General features: G+C 59.5%; 15 protein-coding genes. 8 read left to right on the top strand and 7 right to left on the bottom strand.

Annotated elements, in window-relative coordinates:
• Window positions 1-110 precede the first annotated feature (110 nt).
• Window positions 111-1,145, bottom strand: coding sequence for a rod shape-determining protein (locus C3938_RS12400; protein ID WP_105103606.1), 1,035 nt, complete (start codon window positions 1,143-1,145; stop codon window positions 111-113).
• Window positions 1,146-1,593: 448 nt separating this feature from the next.
• Here C3938_RS12400 and gatC point away from each other — a divergent pair, with 448 nt between their 5' ends.
• From gatC to C3938_RS12370, 6 genes are all read left to right on the top strand, one after another.
• Window positions 1,594-1,881, top strand: coding sequence for an Asp-tRNA(Asn)/Glu-tRNA(Gln) amidotransferase subunit GatC (gatC, locus tag C3938_RS12395; RefSeq protein WP_105103605.1), 288 nt, complete (start codon window positions 1,594-1,596; stop codon window positions 1,879-1,881).
• A 63-nt stretch (window positions 1,882-1,944) separates the two neighbouring features.
• A complete protein-coding gene (gene gatA, locus C3938_RS12390) occupies window positions 1,945-3,399 on the top strand; it encodes an Asp-tRNA(Asn)/Glu-tRNA(Gln) amidotransferase subunit GatA (RefSeq protein WP_105103604.1) in 1,455 nt (484 codons plus the stop codon).
• 11 nt (window positions 3,400-3,410) lie between these two features.
• Entirely contained in the window at window positions 3,411-4,862 is a 1,452-nt protein-coding gene (gene gatB, locus C3938_RS12385) for an Asp-tRNA(Asn)/Glu-tRNA(Gln) amidotransferase subunit GatB (protein WP_233998864.1), read from the top strand.
• A gap of 394 nt (window positions 4,863-5,256) precedes the next feature.
• A complete protein-coding gene (locus C3938_RS12380; RefSeq protein WP_105103602.1) occupies window positions 5,257-5,553 on the top strand; it encodes a PA4642 family protein in 297 nt (98 codons plus the stop codon).
• A 3-nt stretch (window positions 5,554-5,556) separates the two neighbouring features.
• Window positions 5,557-6,468, top strand: coding sequence for a sulfate transporter CysZ (cysZ, locus tag C3938_RS12375; protein ID WP_233998863.1), 912 nt, complete (start codon window positions 5,557-5,559; stop codon window positions 6,466-6,468).
• Between the two features lie 97 nt (window positions 6,469-6,565).
• A complete protein-coding gene (locus C3938_RS12370) occupies window positions 6,566-7,444 on the top strand; it encodes a PPK2 family polyphosphate kinase (protein ID WP_105103601.1) in 879 nt (292 codons plus the stop codon).
• A 50-nt stretch (window positions 7,445-7,494) separates the two neighbouring features.
• Here C3938_RS12370 and rhlB read toward each other — a convergent pair whose 3' ends face one another.
• The gene (gene rhlB, locus C3938_RS12365; protein WP_105104498.1) at window positions 7,495-9,015 is read right to left on the bottom strand and encodes an ATP-dependent RNA helicase RhlB; all 1,521 of its coding nucleotides are present in this window, start codon (window positions 9,013-9,015) and stop codon (window positions 7,495-7,497) included.
• A gap of 209 nt (window positions 9,016-9,224) precedes the next feature.
• Window positions 9,225-9,851 carry a DoxX family protein gene (locus C3938_RS12360; RefSeq protein WP_105103600.1) on the bottom strand — a complete coding sequence of 209 codons (627 nt, stop codon included), beginning with the start codon at window positions 9,849-9,851 and terminating at the stop codon, window positions 9,225-9,227.
• Between the two features lie 116 nt (window positions 9,852-9,967).
• Here C3938_RS12360 and C3938_RS12355 point away from each other — a divergent pair, with 116 nt between their 5' ends.
• Both C3938_RS12355 and C3938_RS12350 read left to right on the top strand, forming a co-directional pair.
• Window positions 9,968-11,365, top strand: coding sequence for an MATE family efflux transporter (locus tag C3938_RS12355; RefSeq protein ID WP_105103599.1), 1,398 nt, complete (start codon window positions 9,968-9,970; stop codon window positions 11,363-11,365).
• Between the two features lie 135 nt (window positions 11,366-11,500).
• Window positions 11,501-13,003 (top strand): succinylglutamate desuccinylase/aspartoacylase family protein, encoded by a 1,503-nt coding sequence (locus C3938_RS12350; RefSeq protein WP_105103598.1) that lies wholly within the window; start codon window positions 11,501-11,503, stop codon window positions 13,001-13,003.
• Window positions 13,004-13,185: 182 nt separating this feature from the next.
• Here C3938_RS12350 and C3938_RS12345 read toward each other — a convergent pair whose 3' ends face one another.
• The 4 genes from C3938_RS12345 to prmC form a co-directional block, all read right to left on the bottom strand.
• A complete protein-coding gene (locus C3938_RS12345; protein WP_105103597.1) occupies window positions 13,186-13,464 on the bottom strand; it encodes an immunity protein Tsi6 family protein in 279 nt (92 codons plus the stop codon).
• A 2-nt stretch (window positions 13,465-13,466) separates the two neighbouring features.
• Window positions 13,467-15,143 carry a hypothetical protein gene (locus tag C3938_RS12340; protein ID WP_158681678.1) on the bottom strand — a complete coding sequence of 559 codons (1,677 nt, stop codon included), beginning with the start codon at window positions 15,141-15,143 and terminating at the stop codon, window positions 13,467-13,469.
• Window positions 15,144-15,248: 105 nt separating this feature from the next.
• A complete protein-coding gene (locus C3938_RS12335; RefSeq protein WP_105103595.1) occupies window positions 15,249-16,151 on the bottom strand; it encodes a cation diffusion facilitator family transporter in 903 nt (300 codons plus the stop codon).
• A gap of 182 nt (window positions 16,152-16,333) precedes the next feature.
• Entirely contained in the window at window positions 16,334-17,161 is an 828-nt protein-coding gene (gene prmC, locus C3938_RS12330) for a peptide chain release factor N(5)-glutamine methyltransferase (RefSeq protein ID WP_105103594.1), read from the bottom strand.
• Window positions 17,162-17,165: the final 4 nt, after the last annotated feature.

Raw genomic sequence — 17,165 nt, 5'->3', positions numbered from 1 at the left:
ATCGACCTGTTCAGCAATGATGTTGTTATTGGCTGTAGGCGCGATCCATGCGCGGTGATACGGCGGTGCTCATGCATCCCTGAGCGCCGCCGAAGCAGACAGTAACCGGATCAGTTAGTGACCAGGTACAGGCGGCTCTTGTCCATCATATCGAGAGCCTTGCCGCCGCCGCGGGCGACACAGGTCAACGGGTCGTCGGCGACAATCACCGGCAGACCGGATTCTTCCATCAGCAGGCGATCCAGGTCGCGCAACAGCGCACCACCGCCGGTCAGCACCATGCCGCGCTCGGCGATATCGGAAGCGAGTTCGGGGGGAGACTGCTCCAGCGCACTTTTCACCGCCTGCACGATACCGGTGAGCGGCTCCTGCAGCGCCTCGAGAATTTCATCGCTGTTCAGGGTGAAACTGCGCGGCACGCCCTCGGCCAGGTTGCGACCACGCACGTCGATCTCGCGCACCTCGCTGCCGGCATAGGCGCAGCCGATTTCCTCTTTAATACGCTCCGCGGTCGCATCGCCGATCACACTGCCGTAATTACGGCGTACATAGTTGACGATGGCCTCGTCGAAGCGGTCACCACCGATGCGCACGGAATCGGAGTAGACCACACCGTTCAGGGAGATGATCGCGATCTCGGTGGTGCCACCACCGATATCCACCACCATGGAACCACTGGCTTCTTCCACCTTCAGGCCGGCGCCGATAGCCGCGGCCATGGGCTCCTCGATCAGCCACACCTCGCGGGCACCCGCACCGAGAGCGGATTCGCGGATTGCGCGGCGCTCAACTTCGGTGGACTGACACGGCACACACACCAGCACACGCGGGCTCGGGCGCATCCAGCTGTTTTCGTGCACTTTCTTGATAAAGTGCTGCAGCATCTTCTCGGTGACCTGGAAATCGGCAATCACGCCATCTTTCAGCGGACGGATAGCGGTGATGTTACCCGGCGTGCGACCGAGCATACGCTTCGCCTCCACACCCACGGCTTCCACGATTTTGGTGCCGTTGTAGTGACGGATGGCGACGACAGAGGGTTCATCGAGGACTACGCCGCGATCGCGTACGTAGATCAGCGTGTTGGCAGTACCCAGGTCGATGGAGAGATCACTGGAGAACATGCCCCGCAAACGTTTAAACATGGAATTCGGTTACCTTAATTCTGATGTACAACACCTGAAGCAGAATCGGGCTCAGGTGTCGCAGAGCGCTGACACACGGCCCGATTGCGCTTCCGGCGGGGAAAGCGTTACAGGGTAGTTAGTCCACGCAAATAATTCTGTGTTCCGGGCAGCGTTTTCGCCCGATCTTCGCCAAACAGGCCAGCGGCGAGAGGGGCCCTGGCCAGAATCGGCAAACTCTAACAATGGCGCCGGTTCAGAGCAAGGATGAATAATCGCCATCTGCTTCTTTGCGGAGCGTATTGCGGACGACCTACAACGTTCACCAACCAGAGCTTTCAACTGCACACTCAAACCATCTCGGGAGATTCCCCCGCAGATATGCTAAATTTGCGCCCTTCTTTTCCACCGGCCCCCCGCATCCGGGCGGCCGCTTGTAAGCCTTTGAGAAGCTGGAGTCTCTATCCCCATGGCCGTGGACGCGCAAACCGTTGAAAAGCTGGCCGAACTGGCCCGCATCGCCATCTCCAAAGAAACCATCGACGACGTCAGCAGCCGCCTCGGCGACGTCCTGCAACTCGTGGATCAGCTGCAGGCCGTCAATACCGACGGTGTGGAGCCCATGGCTCACCCGCTGGACGAAGTGCAGGTACTGCGTCGTGACCAGGTCACCGAGCCCAATCGCCGAGAGGAATTTCTCGCCCTCGCGCCCCAGACCGAAGCAGGCCTGTACCTGGTACCGAAAGTGATCGATTAGCGGGTCACCAACCGACCCACCAGCCTCACGCGAATACAGAATAGACAAGAAACCGGATTTCCCATGCATCAGTTGACCATCGCCGAGATCATCCGCGGCCTGCGCGACCGGCAGTTCTCCAGCGTCGAGATCACCAGCCATCTGCTGGAACGCATCCAGCAGCTGGACAGCCAGTTCAATAGCTTCATCAGCGTCACCGGCGAACAGGCCATCAAACAGGCCGCCGCCGCCGACGCGCGCCTCGCCCAGGGCGACGCCCCCGCCCTGTGCGGCGTACCCATTGCCCACAAGGACATATTCTGCACCACCGGCGTGCGCACCAGTTGCGGCTCCAAAATGCTCGACAACTTCGTGCCCCCCTACGACGCCACTGTTGTGGATAACTTCCTGCAGGCGGGCGCGGTGAGCCTCGGCAAAACCAATATGGACGAGTTCGCCATGGGCTCCTCCAATGAATCCAGTTTTTACGGTGCAGTGAAAAACCCCTGGGATGTTGAACGCATTCCCGGCGGCTCTTCCGGCGGTTCCGCCGCCGCGGTGGCCGCACAGCTGGTGCCCGGCGCTACCGCCACCGACACCGGCGGCTCCATCCGCCAGCCTGCGGCCATGACCGGCACCACAGGTTTGAAGCCCACCTATGGACGTGTGTCCCGTTGGGGCATGATCGCGTTTGCGTCGAGCCTCGACCAGGGCGGCCCCATCACGCGTACTGCGGAAGACGCCGCGCTGATGCTGTCGGTGATGGCGGGGCCGGACAACAAGGATTCCACCTGTCTCGATCGCCCCACACAGGACTACACCGCCAACCTCAACGATTCCATTTCCGGCCTGAAAATCGGCGTGCCCGCCGAGTACTTTGGCGAAGGCCTCGACCGCGAAGTGGGTGTGCGGGTGCAGGAAGCTCTGAAGGAATACGAAAAGCTCGGCGCAGAGCTGGTGGAAATCAGCCTGCCCCACAGCAAACTGGCAATACCTGCCTATTACGTGATTGCCCCAGCTGAAGCCTCCGCCAACCTGTCCCGCTTTGACGGCGTGCGCTACGGTTACCGCTGCGAAAACCCGGCGGACCTGCGCGACCTGTACATGCGCTCCCGCGGCGAGGGTTTCGGCGAGGAAGTGAAGCGCCGCATTCTTGTCGGCAGCTACGCCCTGTCCGCAGGCTATTACGATGCCTACTACAACAAGGCACAACAGGTGCGCCGCCTGATCAAGCAGGATTTTGTCGACGCCTTCCAGAAGGTCGATGTGATCATGGGCCCCACCGCGCCGAACCCGGCGTTCAAACTCGGCGAGAAAAACGCCGATCCGGTGGCCATGTATCTGGAAGACATCTACACCATCGCCACCAACCTCGCCGGCCTGCCCGGCATGTCCATCCCCTGCGGTTTCGCCCACGGCCTGCCCGTCGGCCTGCAGCTCATTGGCAATTATCTGGACGAGGCGCGCATGCTCAATATTGCGCACCAGTTCCAGCAGGCCAGTGACTGGCACCAACAAATCGCCCCGGCAGCACAATAAGGAGACATGACGTGGAATGGGAAGTCGTCATCGGGTTGGAAGTTCACGTGCAACTGGCCACCCAATCTAAAATTTTCTCCGGCGCCAGCACCGCCTTCGGTGCCGAGCCGAATACCCAGGCCTGCGCGATCGACCTCGCCATGCCGGGCACCTTGCCGGTGCCGAATGAAGAGGCCTTTCGCTTCGCGGTGATGTTCGGCCTCGCGATGAATGCGGAGATCGGCAAGCGCTCCGTGTTCGAGCGCAAAAACTATTTCTACCCGGATCTGCCCAAGGGCTACCAGACCACCCAGCTGGAGCAGCCGATCGTCGGCGCGGGCCAGATCGAGATCCATCTGGAAGACGGCAGCAGCAAGACCGTGCGCCTGCACCACGCACACCTGGAAGAAGACGCAGGTAAATCACTCCATGAAGATTTCCACGGGATGTCCGGCATCGACCTCAACCGCGCCGGCACCCCGCTGATCGAAATCGTGTCCGAGCCGGATATGCGCAGTGCCGCCGAAGCCGTGGCCTACCTGAAAAAAATCCACAGCATCGTGACTTACCTAGGTATTTCCGACGGTGACATGTCCCAGGGCTCTCTGCGCTGCGACGCCAACGTTTCCGTGCGTTTGAAAGGCGAGGAAAAACTTGGCACGCGCGCCGAGATCAAGAACCTGAACTCCTTCCGTTTTATCGAAAGGGCGATCAAGGTAGAGGCCCAGCGCCAGATTGACCTGATCGAAGACGGCGGCAAGGTCGTGCAGGAAACCCGCCTGTACGACGCCGACAAAAACGAAACCCGCTCCATGCGCAGCAAGGAAGTGGCCAACGATTACCGCTACTTCCCCTGCCCGGACCTGTTGCCGGTGGTGCTGTCCGATGAATATATCGAGCAGATCCGCGGCGAGCTGCCGGAATTGCCGGATGCCAAGCGCGCGCGCTTTGAAAGCGGCTACGGTCTCTCTGCGTACGACGCGGATGTGCTGACCCAGGAACGCGCATTGGCGGATTATTTCGAGCAAGTCGCCACCAAATCCGGCGAGCCTAAACTTGCCGCCAACTGGGTGATGGGCGAACTGGCGGCACTGCTGAACCGCGAGGAAAAATCCATCGGGGAGTCCCCGGTTTCTGCGGAGCATCTTGCCGGCCTGATCGCACGCATCAAGGACAACACCATTTCTTCCAAGATCGCGAAGCAGGTGTTTGAGGTGATGGCGAATGGTGAGGGCGATGCAGACGCTGTAATTGAAGCCAAGGGCCTCAAGCAGGTGACGGACACCGGTGCCATTGAAAAGCTGGTAGACGATGTGATCGCCGCGAACGCTGCGCAAGTGGAAAACTACCGCACCGCCGATCCGGACAAACGACCGAAAATGATGGGGTTCTTTGTGGGCCAGATCATGAAGGCTTCTAAGGGGCAGGCTAATCCGCAGATGATCAATGAGATTCTGCAGCAGAAGTTGAACGCCCTACTTTGACATTTAAGTTTTGAGGTATTGGTGGATTTGAAATCCCTCCGGTGGCGGCCAAGCACCGGGTGAGGCTTTTCGAAACCGCGGTGAATACGCCCCTGTACGCTGCGTCGCAAACATCCCTGTTTGCGACGCTTTCGAAAAGCCTCACCCGGCACTTGGCCTTCAATTTGAACTATTGAGCTTCGAAACCTGCGTTTTGATACACATTTATTTCGAACGCACATGACTCCGATGCGAAGGTGGTGCGGGCGGGGCCTGTTTGCGAAACCTTCTAAAACAGGGATGTTTTAGAAGAGCCCCCAAGGATGGGTTCACGGCGTGTTTCGCAAATAGGCACCGTCCGCACCACCGCCACAGTGCAACGGGTTTCCGCAGATCACAGAAACAGGAGCAAACTGTGAGCCTGAAAAAAGACAAACAAAAAGTCCTCGGTGAAATCTTTGACGACGAGCGTATCGCCGGTTTTCTAATTGGCGATGCACCGGAGGGATTTAACCGGGATTTCTACCTGCTGGAGCGCGCCTACCGCGGCATGAAAGTAGAAAACTTCGAAACCTTCGTGCACCTGTTCAAAGAACAGGGACTGGATCTCAATAGCCAGAGCCCCGAAGGCCAGACACTGCTGGCGCGAATCGGCGAGCACGAACAGAGCAGTGAATACGCCGACATCCTGAAGGCCGCAGGAGCGCAGTAAACGATGACATCCAACCCGGCACACGGCGTACACGCACTGATCCGGGGGGCGCAGCTGCTTACCCGGAAAGAGCTGCGCCCATTTATCATCGTCCCCCTGCTCATCAACCTCGTGCTGTTCATTGCACTCGGCGCCCTGATGATCAGCCAGTTCGACGACCTCGGCCGCTTCATCGGCAGCCTCATTAGTGACACCCCCGTCGACACCTCCAACATGTCCTGGTGGCGCGCCATCCTCGCCAAGGGGATCGACTGGGCTGCCGGCGTATTTCAGTGGCTGGCGTGGCTCATCGCCATCGCCGTAGTGCTCCTGTTCTTCCTCGTCTACGGCTACCTGTTCGCCATTATCACCAACATTATTGCCGCACCGTTTAACGGCTTCCTCGCGGAAAAAGTCGAGGAACTGCTCACCGGCCACGCGCCGCCACCGGAGCCGCTGCACAGCATGGTATTTCGCACCCTGGGGCGGGAACTGCGCAAACTGATGTATTTTCTCGGCTGGGGTATCGTGATTTTCATTATTGCCCTGCTCACCAGCTGGACGGTTTTCATCCCCGCCATCCTCACCGCCCTGTGGGGCGCCTGGTGCATGGCGATCCAGTATGTGGATTACCCGCTCGACAACCACCAGCGCTCATTCAGCGAGTTGAAGCGCGTGCTGATGCGCAAGAAACTCACCACCCTCGGTTTTGGCGGCAGTGTGATGCTGGCGAAGATGGTGCCGATCCTGAACATCTTTGTGATGCCGGCGGCAGTCGCCGGTGGCACCGCCCTGTGGGTAGAACGGATCTGGGCCGAGGGTGATCCCGGTAAGGGCCCCAATGGCGGCCCCGGCGGCACAGGGACTCGGGCGGACAGAACACCGCTGCCGCAAGAAAAAAAATGGCCGAAAGGTATTTCCGGCCCCAAAAAATAGAGACCAGCCTCCTCCGCCATAACACCTCGCCCCAATGCCCCGCCGCGATTGTCTAGTCTTGAACAAAGGCAGGACTTCCGGCGGACAGGCAGGGTATATGGACATCGACTGGGACGAAATCCGTTTCGAGGGCAAAAAGAAATATCGCCAGGGAAAGTCCCCCTCCCTGATCGACCCGCTGTATGCCGGCAAAAAGGACTACGAGAAAAAGATCCGCAAGTTGCGCCGCGCCATCGACGAGCGACAGCAGGTGATGTACGCCCATGACCGTTACAGCCTGCTGACAGTTTTTCAGGCACTGGATGCCGCCGGCAAGGACGGCACCATCCGCGCGGTATTCAACGGCGTCAATCCTCACGGCGTCGAGATCACTTCGTTCAAACGCCCCAGCGAAACCGAGCTGGAACACAACTTCCTCTGGCGCACCGCTGTCGCCATGCCACGGCGCGGCAATATCGGCGTGTTCAACCGCTCATACTACGAGGAAGTACTGGTGTGCCGGGTGCACCCGGAGCTGGTGACGAAATATCAGAAAATGCCCGGCGAGCAGACCCGCGATCTGGATGAATTGTTCGCCGGCCGTTTCGAAGCCATTCGCGCCCTTGAGCGCTATGGCGCGGACAACGGCACACTGACCCTTAAATTTTTCCTGAATATTTCCCGTGACGAGCAGCGCAGACGCTTCCTCGCTCGCATCGACGAACCGGACAAGAACTGGAAGTTTTCCGAAGCCGATGTGAAGGAGCGGGCCTTCTGGGACGACTATCAACACGCCTTCGAAGACATGATCAACGAAACCGCAGCACCCCATGCGCCCTGGTTTGTGGTGCCGGCCGACGACAAGAAGAACATGCGCCTGATCGTGGCGAGTGCCGTGCTGGAAGCACTGAAAAGCATGGACATGTGTTACCCGGAGGTATCCAGGGCTCGACGCAAGGAGCTCAAAAAATACCGCGAGCAACTGGCAAATGATTAGGACCAGGCCAATATGAAGTGGCTCCCGCCAGAGCGGCGGGAGCAAAGATGTTAGCGACGGGAACGACCGCCACCACCGCGACGCCCACCGCGATTACCACCACGGTCGCGATCACCGCGATCCCCACTGCTGTATTTCACCTGTACCTTCGGCGGCTCCACCAGCAATTCTTCCGGCGGCACTTCGCATTTCAGCTTGTTGCCGAGCAAATGCTCAATGGGCTCCAGACGCATCGCGTCGTCTTCGCAGGCGAAGCTGATGGACGTGCCGCTCTTGCCCGCGCGACCGGTACGGCCAATGCGATGCACGTAATCTTCCGGCTCTTCCGGCAGGGTGTAGTTCACCACATGGCTGATGCCGTCGATGTGGATGCCGCGGCCAGCCACATCGGTGGCCACCAGCACCTTGGACTTGCCACTTTTGAAATCGTCCAGGGTACGCACGCGCTTGTTCTGTGCCACTTCTCCGGACAGCAGCCCGGCGTTGATGCCGTGGGCCAGGAGGTGCTCGTGCAGACGGCGGCACTGGTCGCGGCGGTTGGCGAATACGATCAGGCTCTCCACCTCTTCCTGCTGCACGATGTTGTACAGCAGCGGGTATTTTTCCTCGCCGGATACCAGGTACACGTGCTGGGTAACGGTATCGGTGGCGACACGCTCCGGCTGGATTTCCACGATGATCGGTTCCGCGGTCCACTGCTCTACCAGGTCGTCCACTTCCGGGGTGAAGGTAGCGGAGAAGAACATGGTCTGACGGTGGGTCTTGCGCGGCGTCTGGCGCACGATGCGGCGCACCTGAGGAATAAAGCCCATATCCAGCATGCGGTCTGCCTCATCGATCACCAGAATCTCTACCTGGTCGAGGAAACAGTCACGATTGCTGACGAAATCCAGCAGACGACCGGGAGTGGCGACGAGAATATCGACCAGGCGCTCGTTCAGGGCCTTCTGCTGCTTCTGATAGTCCATCCCCCCGACCAGTGTGTGGATTTCAAGATCGGTGTATTTGCACAGGTTCTTGGCATCGTCGGCGATTTGCATCACCAGCTCGCGGGTCGGCGCGATAATCAGCGCGCGGGCCTCGCCGGCATAACGCTCGCCGTCGAACGGGTGCTTGAGCAGGTCGTCGATAACGGTAATGAGGAAGGCCGCAGTCTTGCCCGTGCCGGTCTGGGCCTTACCCACAAGGTCGTGGCCGTTAAGGGTATGCGGGAGTGACTGGCCCTGGATCGGCGAGCAGTACTGGTAACCCAGGTCGGCGATGGCGTGCATCAGCGGCAGCGGCAGATCCAGATCGTGGAAGCGCACCTTGCCCTCCTGCTCCGGCACCTGGAACTCGTCCAGACTCCAGGGCTTCTGGGGCACCGGCTTGCGTGGGGAGTCCTTGCGGGCGCGGTCTTTCTTGGGCGATTCATCTCTGGGTTGCTCTTTTCCGGGCTGGGCACGCTGGTCGCCCCGGTCGCCGCCCTTCTCGTTACCACTCTTGGAACCGCGGTGTCGGTTGCGCTGGCGACGGCCTCCGGACTGGTCTTCACGCTCCTGGCGGGGCTTGCCGGACCCGGCTTCGGCCATTTTTTTGCCCTCGGGCGCCGGTTCGGACTTGTCTTTGGAACGACGGAAAAACTTACCTATCAACGGATTGCTCGCTCAAATGTGCAAAGGTCCACCGGGTGTGGGCCTGAGAGCCACCTGGGCCAGAGATACAGCCGGGGCGGCAGGGGTTAAATAATCGGCGAGTATATCATCTATATGCCGAAATACAGGTAACGACATCGCCGGGCTCAATCCCGTACGATGTTCTGCCGGCGTGCGATCCAGTAGTCCAGGCTCACGTAGCGCCCACCGCCGCCAAACAGCAGCGCCAGCAACATGACGAAGTAAGTGGCCGCAAACTCAATGCCATTCTTCAGCACAGTGAAGCCGCCCGCCTCGGTAAGCCAGGGGTAATTGCCGTTTGCCTTGAGTAATTCCACCGCCTTGTCGCGGCGCTCGATCGCTTCCTCGATCAGGTCCCGCCGCCACTCCCAGGGCATGGTCAGGGTCTGTTCCGGCAGCGCGTGCCAACCGTACTGCCAGTGAGCACTTACCGCCGCCACCGCCATGGTCACCAGCAAAGGGATCGCCGCAAGCCGCACCCCCAGACCCAGCACCAGCGCCATACCGCCAAGAAACTCCGTCAGTGCCGCAAGCCACGCCAACAGGTGTGGTGCCGGCAGACCAAGCCCCCAGTCGGGGTTGCCGAACCAGGCCGCCACGTCAGCGATACTGCCGAGCTTGTTCCACCCCGCCAGAATAAAAATGGGCCCCAGAAACAGGCGCAATGCCAACAACCCCAGTCCATCGAAGGGCCGCAGAATCCGCAGGAAACACCGATAAATCCGATTGAACCCGTTGTCTGTGCCCGCCATAATCCGCTCCCGACAATCCACGCACCTGTTGCCCTCGCCATCCGACTGATCCGGAAACCGCGCCTACACTCTCGCCGGACCTTTCCCGACCAGTTTAGTCAGCCGTACAGATTCCCATGCCAAAGCTCTACAAACGCGCCACAGCCACTGAGCTGCGTCACCTCACCAACCTCGGCGGACCACTGGTGGTCAGCAATCTGGCGGTGGTGAGCATGGGGGTTACCGATACCATCGTTGCCGGCCAGTCCGGGGAAGTGAACCTCGCAGGGCTCGCGCTGGGCTCCAGTATCTGGGCCGTATGCGCGGTCACCTTGATCGGCATGCTGGCGGCCGTCTCCCCGGTGGTGGCAAATCTGCGCGGCGCGCGAGATGAAGCCGGCTGCGCGCGCCAGATGCGCCAGTCCGTGTGGATTGCGCTGATTGGCGGCCTGCTGGTGGCCGCCGCGCTGCTGGCCGCGCCGTTATGGAGCCAGTGGATCCAGACCGAGGAGCCGGTTCGACGGGTAATGGCACAGTACCTGCAGGCACTGGCTATCGGAACCCTGCCCTTTGCCTTTGGCAGTGCGCTGCGGGGTTACTGCGAAGGCATGGGGCAGGTGCGCCCGGTAATGCGGATTTATCTTGCCGCCGCAGCTCTGAACATCCCACTGGATATCCTGTTCGTGTTCGGCTGGGGACCGGTGCCCGCCATGGGGGGCGCCGGCTGCGGTCTTGCCACCAGTATCGTATGCTGGTGTATTGCCATCGCGCTTTACTGGCACGCCGGTTACGACCGCGGCGCTTCCCACGTGTATCGCGCTCTCGATCTGAAACTGCTGCCGCCACGCCCGCACTGGCCAACGCTCAGACATCTGCTGGCAGTGGGTATGCCCATCTGTATTGGCGCCGCCAGTGAGGTGACATTCTTCGCCAGCCTGACCCTGCTGCTCGCAGCCTATGGCGCCACCATTGTTGCCGCGCACCAGATCGGGCTCAGCATCGGCTCCATTTTCTACCTCGTCGCCCTCGCGCTGGCGCAGGCGGTGAGTATCCGCACGGCGCAGGTACTGGGGCAGAACCGCCCGAAACGGGCGCGTTTTGTCAGCACGGTGGGAGTCGGCACCGGCTTCGTGTACGCCCTGCTTACCGGCCTCATCCTGATCGGCCTGCGGGATCTGCTGGTGCTCGCTTACACCAGCAATCCCGACATCACTGCCGTGGCGAGAAATCTGCTGCTGCTCGCCGCCGCCTTCCAGCTGGTGGACGTAACCCAGGCGATGGCGGCGGGCGCACTGCGCGGCTATCGCGATACCCGGGTGCCTATGTACCTGCAGTTGTTTTCCTACTGGATAGTGGGGCTCGCCAGCGCCTGGTGGATCGGCGAACATTTCTGGGGTGTGTACGGCTACTGGGTCGGTATCTGTATCGGCCTCGGCACTGCCGCCGCACTGCTGCTGATGCGTCTGTGGCGCACCAGCAGACGCCAGCTGGACAAGTCACTGGCAACCGGTGAGCATGGGCACAACTTGAGCTGACCGCGCCGCGACCGGACCAGATCGCGAATTCGCCAAATATCGCGCAAATTCGCGGAAACCCTTTGGCTATACTCGCGACTCGCGCCCACTGCCTCAGACACCTGAATCGACCGTTTTCCCGCACTGGAGTATTTCATGCGCCGCCGCTCTCTGAGCCTCTCCCTGATAGTGTCCCTCACCAGCGTCTCAGCCCTGTTTACCTCGCCTCTGTCCGCGAACGAACCCACGGTTGAAGAGCCGGTACCATCGGCTCAACTCAGTACCGACACCAAAGCTGGTGAAAACAAAGGCGATGAATCCAAAAAACCGGCCATGCCACAGGCGAAGAGCATCGAGCTGGACAAACCGGTGAGCGAACAGGAACTGGTGGCTCCGTCTGTCGAAGATTCGACGCCCGATACGGAATCAGCCCCGGATACCCCGCCGAAACCCGACACGGAACCGGCCCGGAGTCAGGCTCAGGAAGAGTCCCCGCTGGAGCCGGCCGCTCCCGAGAGCCGCCCACTGCGGCTGCTTCGCGCCGAAGTGCCACCCGCCACCTCCACCCGCCTGGCCTGGTCGCCCAGCCAGCATTTTGAAGGTGTCTACAGCGCCACCCCGGTACTTGTGGTCAACGGCGCCGAGCCCGGTCCGACGCTTTGCCTGACGGCAGCAATTCACGGGGATGAATTGAACGGCATCGAAACCGTGCGTCGGGTGATGTACAACCTGGACCCCAAAACGCTGAAAGGCGCGGTGATTGGCGTGCCCATCGTGAACCTGCAGGGCTTCCACCGCGGCTCCCGCTATCTCACCGACCGCCGTGACCTCAATCGCCACTTCCCCGGTGACAAACGCGGTTCCTCCGCCTCGCGCATCGCGCGTTCGTTTTTCAACGAAGTGGTAGTGCACTGCAACGCCATTGTCGACCTGCACACCGGTTCCTTCTACCGCACCAACCTGCCACAGCTGCGCGGCGACCTCACCGACCCCAAGGTGGTAAAACTGACCAAGGGGTTCGGCTCTACGGTCGTACTGCACAGCAAGGGCGCCAAAGGCACCTTGCGCCGAGAAGCGGTTGAAGCGGGTATCCCCACCGTAACCCTGGAGGCCGGCGCGCCGATGGTGCTGGACGAGCCCTCCGTAAGCCACAGCGTGAAAGGCATTCGCACCCTGCTCAATCAGCTCGGCATGGTGAGCAAATTCCGCCTGTGGGGTGAGCCGGAGCCGGTGTACTACAACTCCACTTGGCAGCGCGCCACTACCGGGGGCATCATTTTCAGCAAGGTGCAGCTGGGACAGACGGTGAGCAAGGGGGATCTGCTCGGCACCGTCACCAATCCGATCACCAATGTACGCAAGGAAATCCGTTCCCAGTACAACGGTCGCATTCTGGGCATGGCCATGGACCAGGTGGTACAGCCGGGCTTTGCCGCCTACCACATCGGCATCCAGGCGCCACAGGAGCAGATCAGCCCACCCGCTGAGGTGACCGCGGAACCGGCACCGGAAGTACCCGCCACTACCGAGGCCGCGCCTCCGGCGCCGGCAGCCGACAAGGACGACGCCGTGGATGAACCGGCGACCGATGCACCGGTGCAATCCACCGAGGAAACGCAGCAGAAACTGGACAACGACGAGGGGCGGGATGAGGACTGAGGTTCTGACGGGTAGCGGTTAGGGGCAGAACACACCTATTACTTCATAGGAATCAGGCAACACTTTCATCTAATTCAAGCCTGCCTGTACCCCTCGTCATAGAAGGGGCAACAAACATGACGGGATTTCCAGCTTCGTGGTATTGCAGCGCGCATGGCGTCACGTATCTTCCAGAGAACACCTCACAACCTGTTTAACTGCTCCGTAACGTTGTCCAGTTTCTCCTTGATTATCAGTTCTTCCGGACTGGAAAACTCTCTTGAGGAGAGAATGCCATATGTGAATTGACGCCCCTCAGACAGTTTCTCTTTCGGGTTAACGCCACTTCCCGCCTCTGATGAAATGAACTTCATTTGGTTTTCAATTGACTGCAAGACATTATTGCTTCCATTCTTTTTTACGTACTTTGAAATTTCATTTAAAGCTTCATCCGAAGCGGCTTTCAGCGCGCGAAAGTTCATATCTAAATTAATCCATTTAAGCTATTCACAGATGCTTTTGTGGTGTCATTAATCAACAACTGAATACCACCACCATTTGTTTGGACTGGACTGTCCGGGGTGGTCCACTTGTCCAGTATTGGTTTAGAGAATGACGTCAACCCGTCTCCTTTGGGCATTTTAAAGGCCTTCAGAGCCCGACCATCTCCACTGATTCCAAGCATGTCTGGCGTCTGACTTCCTATTGGATCAAACCAGTTTCCCGGATAACCGTGGCTCTTGACGTACTGATACATGTACTCCGGCGGTGGATAGTTAACCACCTCTAGAGGCTTATTCAGATCTATCCCCCCGACAATTGTTCCATCTATGTTTCCGAGCGCATCGCTGATTTGAGATTCAGTAAATTCATTTTTCTCCATGTAATAACGAGCAACTTTATCTCTTGCCCTGATTTGCTCAGGTGTCTTACCAGGATTTTTGGCCAGTTCAATTTCACGCTTGGACGACAAGCTGGAATTTGTCTTTGATTTGATTCGTTGCGCCTCAGGAGTGATTTTGACCGGCACAGATACGTCCATTTCACCGATACTCTCAAAGTCCTCGAAACCGGGTGATTGCTTGGCCGGGGCATTGCGGTCCCTGAGCAATCTGGACTTTTTGACCTGCTCCCCAAATTCCACCAGCAACTCTCCCACCTTGCGGAAGCGGGCAAAGTATCGAGTCAGGTTTGCCGCACTCGCGGCGAGGCCTGTGCCACCGGTGACCGCGGCGAGGAGTATGGTGAAGAGAACTTCGAAGGCTGCGGCGCCGGAGAATTCGGTGATTTCTATCGTGTGCTGCGCACTGACATAGTCTTTGACGAAACGGCGCAAGTCGGCCTGCAGGGAGGGATCTTCCCAGATCAGATCCGCGAGCTCTATGGCGTGCTGGAACTGCTGCCGGGTAATTGCCGTGGGGTCAAAACCGAGCGCCTGCACGATCTCGCGCTTCTCCGCGATCAGCATTTCATCCCGATAGGCGGCGAGCAGGCTTTCACCACTCTCGTTGCGTTGCAACGCGCGCTGTGTGGCGCGCACACCCCGCAGGCTGCGCTGTAGTGGGTTGAGCACATCATTGACTTCTTTCAGCCACTGCGCAAAACCTGCTCCCGCCTGCCACAGGCCGGTAAGAAAGGCGCCGGTATAAATGAGGCCCCGGTTGACGGATGTTTCCTGTTGCAAACGCCGGGCGTGATGCGCCGCTTCCGCTTTTTCGGCGGCTACGATAGTAAGCAGTGCCTGGCGAATCTTTACCCGCAGTATGCTGCGAGTATCCTGCGGATTTTCATTCTTCGATGTTTTTGCCGCGTCAACCTGGACAAACCGGAGGTTTCCCCGATGAATCGCATCGAGAATCTGCGGCCAGCGGTCGGGGAGAAATCTTGAGCCAATATGGGGATGATGTGCCTGAGTCTGGAACAGATTCGTCGATTCCGTACTCTGCCAGCCCGGACCAGAATTCACCGTCAGGCCGAACTCAGGGTGCCAGTCGGTCCACTGGAATAATTCGTCTTCGGCAGCTGCCAACTGGAGATAGTCGATGCGCTCAAGCGCATCTATCGCCGTGAAATAGTCACTGGCAGCCAAGGAGGTTATGCGATCATCAGAGGTGAGTTGGTACGAATTTCCCAAATTATCCGTAAGGGTATAAAGAGACATGTCCGTGTCTTCCACCTGCAACGAGGATTGTGGTGTGAAATTATCACGAACCGGAAAATAACTGAAAGAACCTATATACGGAATGAAAGACCGACGTCGTCCGTATCAGAGTGAACTCACCCGATCAATGATTGGCGTGGGATCAAAATGCAGCGGCTCAGGCTGCAGGGTGATGTGGTCGATATCGAAACGCTGATGCAGGGTTTGGCGCAAACGCTCCAGTACCCGCGGCCAGGCCGCGAGGTCTTCCACCACAATGTGTGCGGACAGGGAAATAGAGCTGCTGTCGAGGCGCCAGATATGCAGATCGTGGACGGATTTCACACCGTCCACCGCCGCCATGGTTTCCCCCACCACCGGCAGACTCAACTCTCGCGGCACCCGCTCCATCAAGACGTCTACTGCATCCCGCAACAATTTCAGGCTGGAAAAAAGGATCAGCAAGCAGATCAGTACCGACAGCAGCGGGTCGATGGGTGTCCAGCCGGTGAAATAGATCACCGCACCCGCCACCAGTGCCGCCACCGATCCCAGCAAGTCTCCCATCACATGCAGCAGTGCTCCGCGGATATTCAGGGTCTGCTCGCCGCGGTGCAGTACCCAGGCGACCACAATGTTCACCAGCAGGCCAACGGCGGCAATCAGCATCACCATCCCGCCCTGCACTGGTTGCGGCTCGCGCAGACGATTGACAGCGGCAACGCTGATGCCGATCACGATCAGCAGCATCAGCACGGCATTGACCACCGCTGCCAGCACTTCCGCACGCCCCCAGCCGAAGGACATTTCACGGCTGGCGGGCTTGCGCGCCAGCAATGCGGCGACGGCGGCGAGGGCGAGGGAGAAAGAGTCGGTGACCATGTGCCCGGCATCACCGAGCAGCGCGAGGGATCCGGAAATCCAGCCGCCGATGGCCTCCACCATGGCAAACGCGAGCGTAATGACGAGCCCCCAGATCAGGGGTTTCAGGTGATTGGTGCCGTGGTGATGGTGTGTGTGGTCGTGCATGGATTCCTTCCACCGACGATTGTTTCCGGGCGTCTGGCCAGTGGTCCATACGGAAAGGTCGGTAACGTCGGTAACAAAGGAGCGCCGCCAAAGCATTCAGATCAAGGTGAGAAAGCGCTGGAGGCTTTGGCAAAGCGAACGGTTACACAACGTTCCACATGGACCACTCGGGCCTGTTAACACTAAATTCGCCCCAGAGTGATACGTTCCCGCCCGGCATAGTCAAGGCGGGTTTCCACTTCGGAATATCCATTTCCCGAAAAAATGGTGCGCACAGCCCGCCCCTGATCCCAACCGTGCTCGACCGCCAGCAGGCCGCCCACAGTGAGATGCGCGCGCGCCGCGCCGACGATCTCGCGGATATCCGCCAGCCCCGCCTCCTCCGCAACCAGCGCCGACAGCGGCTCGAAGCGCACATCCCCCTCGCGCAAGTGCGGATCCTGCGGATCAATATAGGGCGGATTACTGACGATCACATCAAACGTGCGATCCGCCAGGGCCGAAAACCAGTCACTCTGCAGAATTTCCACATTGGAGAACCCGAGCTGCTGACTGTTTTCCTGTGCCAGCGCCACCGCCGCGGGCATACGGTCCACCGCGACAACCTGCCAGCGGGGCTTTTCGCTGGCGAGAGCCAGTGCGATGGCGCCAGTGCCCGTGCCCAGGTCCAGAAGTCGCGCCTGCTCCTGTGGGCACAGCACCAGCACCGTTTCCACCAGCACCTCGGTATCCGGGCGAGGAATCAGCGTGGCGCGATTGACCTTGAGTGGCAGCGACCAGAATTCGCGGCTGCCGGTGAGATGGGCCACAGGTTCACCGGCAATACGGCGTTTGAGCAGGCGCTCGAACTGCGCCTGCTGGAGCTCGTCGAGGGCATGTTCCGGCCAGGTGTAGAGCCAGGCGCGGGACTTGCCGAGCAGATGGCAGAGCAGCACCTCCAGATCCAGCCGCGGGCTGTCGCTCTCCGTGAGTTCCTGCGCGCGCAGCAGGTTTTCCTTCACCGTGGCCATGAAA

The organism is Microbulbifer pacificus (assembly GCF_002959965.1).
Classification (GTDB): Bacteria; Pseudomonadota; Gammaproteobacteria; order Pseudomonadales; family Cellvibrionaceae; genus Microbulbifer; species Microbulbifer pacificus_A.
Note: the sequence above shows the minus strand (reverse complement) of the source record. Positions and strands in the feature narration are given on the sequence as shown.

Excerpts from the sequence above, each read along its gene's own strand:
- C3938_RS12400 (WP_105103606.1), bottom strand. The coding sequence starts at position 1,145 with ATGTTTAAACGTTTGCGGGGCATGTTCTCCAGTGATCTCTCCATCGAC.
- cysZ (WP_233998863.1), top strand. The coding sequence starts at position 5,557 with ATGACATCCAACCCGGCACACGGCGTACACGCACTGATCCGGGGGGCG.
- C3938_RS12345 (WP_105103597.1), bottom strand. The coding sequence starts at position 13,464 with ATGAACTTTCGCGCGCTGAAAGCCGCTTCGGATGAAGCTTTAAATGAA.
- C3938_RS12355 (WP_105103599.1), top strand. The coding sequence starts at position 9,968 with ATGCCAAAGCTCTACAAACGCGCCACAGCCACTGAGCTGCGTCACCTC.
- C3938_RS12370 (WP_105103601.1), top strand. The coding sequence starts at position 6,566 with ATGGACATCGACTGGGACGAAATCCGTTTCGAGGGCAAAAAGAAATAT.
- rhlB (WP_105104498.1), bottom strand. The coding sequence starts at position 9,015 with ATGGCCGAAGCCGGGTCCGGCAAGCCCCGCCAGGAGCGTGAAGACCAG.
- C3938_RS12350 (WP_105103598.1), top strand. The coding sequence starts at position 11,501 with ATGCGCCGCCGCTCTCTGAGCCTCTCCCTGATAGTGTCCCTCACCAGC.
- C3938_RS12340 (WP_158681678.1), bottom strand. The coding sequence starts at position 15,143 with ATGTCTCTTTATACCCTTACGGATAATTTGGGAAATTCGTACCAACTC.
- C3938_RS12360 (WP_105103600.1), bottom strand. The coding sequence starts at position 9,851 with ATGGCGGGCACAGACAACGGGTTCAATCGGATTTATCGGTGTTTCCTG.
- C3938_RS12335 (WP_105103595.1), bottom strand. The coding sequence starts at position 16,151 with ATGCACGACCACACACACCATCACCACGGCACCAATCACCTGAAACCC.
- gatC (WP_105103605.1), top strand. The coding sequence starts at position 1,594 with ATGGCCGTGGACGCGCAAACCGTTGAAAAGCTGGCCGAACTGGCCCGC.
- gatA (WP_105103604.1), top strand. The coding sequence starts at position 1,945 with ATGCATCAGTTGACCATCGCCGAGATCATCCGCGGCCTGCGCGACCGG.
- prmC (WP_105103594.1), bottom strand. The coding sequence starts at position 17,161 with ATGGCCACGGTGAAGGAAAACCTGCTGCGCGCGCAGGAACTCACGGAG.